We start from the raw sequence: 4,200 nt of genomic DNA, 5'->3' as shown, positions 1-4,200 counted from the left end.
GTCCGCTGGTTACACCCAGCAGCAGCATCAGCAAGCCCTGCCCCACCAGCCAATGACGAATCCGGCGCTGCGCCCGCAGTGCGATGGAGCGCACTCGTCCGCGTCGCGGTTCGTGAAAAAAAGACAGGAACCAGTAAAAGGTGCGTTCCCCGTCCAGGATGAAGTAAGCAGTCAGGATTGCCCAACTGAAAAGGGCAATCAGCAGGCCGGCCATATTCTTGAGGATCTCCACGGGGGTGCCGAGGGACGCGGCAATGCGATCCTCAAACGCCGCCGCATCGAACGTCTGCATCAGGGGGAGTTGGCGAATACGTTCAGTTACGCCGGCCATGCGCTGAGGAAAGGCAGCGGAGAAAGTCTCCAGGTCACGAAGCACAGGAGGAATGGCGAAAATCGCCAGCAGGACGAAGATGATCAACACGCCAACGATGATGATGAGAATGGCGGTGATGCGGTCAGGCCACCAGTGGCCTATGTGGATGCGGCGGATGCCTTCGATGGCTGGATTCAGCACCACCGCGAACAACACGCTGGCGTAGACCAGCATGAGCACGTCTCGCGCTTCCCAACATAACCACAGAAACAGCAGGACCCCGAAGGTGAAAAGGATGTCCGAGCGGTGGGTCCTGAAACCCAGGCCGGCTGGTTTCTCTTCCGAAGCCATGGTTTGTGCGGGAAAGCCGCGTGCCCGATTCTAGCGGCTGAAACCGGGAAATGGGAGAACTTTACGCTGCCCCACAGATTACTCCCGTATAACCTCGACCTTTTCCGAAGCGACTAGAATGCGCTGGACCTTGTACTGGTCGTCCACCCAGAGAGCCCATTCCACGCCTTCCACTTGCAGGTTGAAGCGGTTCAGCTCCCGCTGCGCTCCTCGGACGGGCGTGCTCTCCTTCCCCACAAACTCGATGCTCACCATCTCAGAGTTCTGTTGCCTTGGCACGAGCACGCCGAACTGGGTACGCGTCATGGCGCAGCCCTGCTGGGACTGCGAAGCACGACACTGAGCCGCCAGATAACGCCAGAGCAGGATCTGGCGGTGGCTGAAGAAGTAATCCTCCAGAATCAGCGTCGATGTCGGCAGAAGGAAGGAGCGCTCGGCCGCTTTCTGAGTTTCCGTGGCGGCGATGTGCTCCACCAGAAATTCGTTTTGCGGTTCCACCACAGCCTGTGCGCTGCTTGATCCGAATTCCGACCACTTGTATCTGACCAGGTCGCCGCTGGGCGAAAGCTTCATCTCCGCCCGCTGCCCATTCTTGCTCCCGTCCTCGAGGCGGAGCTCCGAGCTGGCAAGGCTCTCTTCCGGCGACTGGCTGATCTGAAACTTCTCCGTCGCCACGCGGCGTCCGGCCACGAAGATGCCAAAAGTGCCGGAATCCACCACCTGTTCGGCTTTCTTGCTGCCGGCGACAATTGCAGGTGGCGAGAGCAGCAGCACGCAAAAAATGGCCAGCAATTTAGACTTCATTGGGGAAATCCTTGGCGATGTTACTCCTGGGAACCAAGCCCAGCCGCCTCGCCACCTCGACCGCGACCTCGCCAATGGTCAGACGGGTAGTATCGATGCAAAGGTCAGCCTTCATATAACTGTTCCGCCGGGATTCGTACAGTTGGCGAAATTGGTTCTCATCCTGAAACATCGGGCGCCTGGCGCCATGTTGCCGGCAGCGCTCCATCAGAGTCTCCGGCGAGCCATTCAAGAACACGATGCGCCCTGCAGCCGATCGAAGCAGCCTCCGGTTTTCCGACTGAACAAATGCGCCTGCACCGATTGAAAGCACGGTGGGCGATTTCAATCCCCCCAGGACCGCGCCCAGGGCTTCGGTCTCAAGACGACGAAATTCCGTTTCGCCCGACTGCTCGAAGATCTCTGCGATGCGGCGTCCGGTTCGTGCAGAGATCACATCATCCAGATCGACAAATTTCCACTGCAACCGTTGCGCCAGCTCTTGTCCGACACTGGTCTTTCCGGCTCCCATGTACCCAACGAGCACAACGGCCGCCGGAGTGCCGGGGTTGGCTTTGCGCAAGGTGTGAGTGATATTGGGATTGTAACCGCTGGCGCGAGGAAATGCCTGCCGCGCCTGGGGTGCGAAAATTTCGAAAGTGCTACGCCTACTGCTTGTGGACCTTGATCTTGCCGGTGAAGGAATGCAGTTTAAGCGATGCCCCGCCCGAATTTGAATACCCGGCAAACGACTTGCCCTGCGAAGGCACGAAGGTCATGTGCGCGTTCGGACGGAATTGAAACGCGTCTTCGACGCTGCCAAACACCGAGCGCGCGGTGACGTCCACCGAAGCAGTTGAGGGAATAGCTACGTCAATGTCGCCGGAATGGTTGGTAAAGGCGTAGTCGCCACCGCCGGCAAGATCGCCCATGTACTTGATCTTCCCCTTGGTGGTATTTACGTAAACCTTGGGACCAGTTACGGAGGAAAGCGTAACGTCGCCGCCTGCCGAAGTTACATCCACGTGGCTGTTACGCACATTCGTTAGCGAAACCGGGCCATCTACCGTGCGCACGTGAAGATGTGCGTTCGTGAAGTCCCTTACCTGCACGCTGGAGGACTCGCCTTCCAAGGTTACGTCGCCCACTAACCTCTCCGCGCTAATCTGACCTACGGCAGAATGAACCGTCACGCTGGCATCGGGAGGAACCTGCACCTCGTAGTCCACGCGTCCATCCTCGGGTCCGACGTGCTGAAGATAGTGGGTGCGGACTTCGACACGGTTTCCGTTCTGGTTTCCGTCCACCTCGACCCTATTGCTGCGGGTGCTGGTATTCACCAGCACGTTGCCGCCACTGGATGGCTTGACCGAAACCGGGCCATAGTCGTTGACAATCGAAACCATTGCCCCGTTGGTGACCGGGTAACGAAATTCCTTCTTTTGCTGGCCCAAGGCAGTTACAGACACCACCACGACAGCGCCGGCTAGCATCATGCCGATCTTTGTGCTCCACATACCTTCTCTCCTCACCATCTCCTGCTCAACCTCCCAGCGGCAAAAAAACGAGCCTGGTCGCCTACTCCATAGAGCGTGAAAGCCCCATTTGGTAGATCATAGCCTTCTGATCGTACGCCCGGATCAGGGACTGCCGGGCTTCTTCGTCATAGGGATTCTGCTCCACCGTGCGCTGAGCATCCGAAATGTATGCGTCCACCTGTTTCAGGCTGTTCTCATAAGTGTCCCTCAGCGTGGGATGTTCTGCGGCAATCTGGCGAATCAGTTGTTCCTCCTCGTTGCCGCCTTGTTGGTTCGAAGCGGTGAGTTCCTGGGTCCGGCTACTCGCAGGCGATGAAGAAACTCGCGCCACCGCCAGGCGGTCCTCGCTGAAATCGCGACGGAAAAGAACCGCGCCAAAAACCAGCAATGCGATGGCGGCCGCGGTTGCCAGCCAGGGAACGGCGGCATGGGAAAAAGGAATCAGGTGGTGCATTCTGACAGGAGCCGATCGGATCAGGCCTTCCTCTTCCAGCGTCGCACGTATGTTCTCCCAGACCCGCGGGTGGGGATCGTGAGTTGGCAGGAGTTGTCTGGCTTGCTGCGCGATCAGCCTCAGGTCCGCAAGCAACTCGGAGCAGGCGGGACAACTGCGAAGGTGGGCATCTTGCGCGGCATCTCCTCCGCGGTCAACCACATCGGGCAGAACTTTCTGAAATTCTGCGCAAGTCATTACAATTCTCTCCCCGGCAAAAACATCAGTTTCCATCAGCCACCGTGAAGGTGGCACTGTAACGGTCCCCTCACCGCTTTAAGGCCTTTTCGGCTCTGCTGGACTTGAGGAGATCCCGCAGTTTCATTCTCGCCTTGTGCAGCTGCGATTTGCTGTTGCCGATTGAACAACCCATCATCTCGGCAATCTCATTATGTTCGAACCCCTCCACGTCGTGCAGGACAAATATCATGCGGTAGCCCGGCGGCAGGCTGCCGATGGCGCGTTCCAGGTGGACACGATCGACGGATCCAGCCAGCGACGTATCTTCTGCTCCAAAATCCCTGCGCGGGCTGTCCTCCTGCTGCGGCTCCAGGGTTTCGTCCAGCGAAACCTGATTCAGGCTCTTCTTGCGAAGATGCATCAGAACCACATTGACCGCCATGCGGTGCAGCCAGGTGGAGAACGCCGACTCGCCGCGAAAGGTTGCGATCTTGCGGTAGAGCTGCAGGAACGCCTCCTGCGTCAGGTCTTCCGCCTCCGCC

General features: G+C 58.4%; 6 protein-coding genes. All 6 read right to left on the bottom strand.

Going from position 1 to position 4,200, the window contains the following annotated elements; all coding sequences use genetic code 11:
• The coding region (locus VEG30_15235; GenBank protein HXZ81281.1) for an AI-2E family transporter at positions 1–664 on the bottom strand (664 nt) is incomplete at its 3' end.
• Positions 665–742: 78 nt separating this feature from the next.
• Positions 743–1,468 carry a hypothetical protein gene (locus VEG30_15230; protein ID HXZ81280.1) on the bottom strand — a complete coding sequence of 242 codons (726 nt, stop codon included), beginning with the start codon at positions 1,466–1,468 and terminating at the stop codon, positions 743–745.
• Positions 1,458–2,030 (bottom strand): shikimate kinase, encoded by a 573-nt coding sequence (locus VEG30_15225; protein HXZ81279.1) that lies wholly within the window; start codon positions 2,028–2,030, stop codon positions 1,458–1,460. Before VEG30_15225 ends, VEG30_15230 begins: the two co-directional genes overlap by 11 nt.
• A gap of 85 nt (positions 2,031–2,115) precedes the next feature.
• Positions 2,116–2,964, bottom strand: a complete 849-nt coding sequence (locus tag VEG30_15220) for a DUF4097 family beta strand repeat-containing protein (protein ID HXZ81278.1) — start codon at positions 2,962–2,964, stop codon at positions 2,116–2,118.
• Between the two features lie 61 nt (positions 2,965–3,025).
• Positions 3,026–3,676: a hypothetical protein gene (locus tag VEG30_15215; GenBank protein HXZ81277.1), complete on the bottom strand. Its 651-nt coding sequence runs from the start codon at positions 3,674–3,676 to the stop codon at positions 3,026–3,028.
• Positions 3,677–3,746: 70 nt separating this feature from the next.
• Positions 3,747–4,200: sigma-70 family RNA polymerase sigma factor (locus VEG30_15210; protein ID HXZ81276.1), on the bottom strand; the 454-nt coding region annotated here is incomplete at its 5' end.

It is taken from the genome of Terriglobales bacterium, from assembly GCA_035624455.1.
Taxonomy (GTDB): domain Bacteria; phylum Acidobacteriota; class Terriglobia; order Terriglobales; family Acidobacteriaceae; genus DASPRM01.
Note: the sequence above shows the minus strand (reverse complement) of the source record. Positions and strands in the feature narration are given on the sequence as shown.

Coding starts and splice junctions, on each gene's coding strand:
- VEG30_15230 (HXZ81280.1), bottom strand. CDS start 1,468: ATGAAGTCTAAATTGCTGGCCATTTTTTGCGTGCTGCTGCTCTCGCCA.
- VEG30_15220 (HXZ81278.1), bottom strand. CDS start 2,964: ATGTGGAGCACAAAGATCGGCATGATGCTAGCCGGCGCTGTCGTGGTG.
- VEG30_15215 (HXZ81277.1), bottom strand. CDS start 3,676: ATGACTTGCGCAGAATTTCAGAAAGTTCTGCCCGATGTGGTTGACCGC.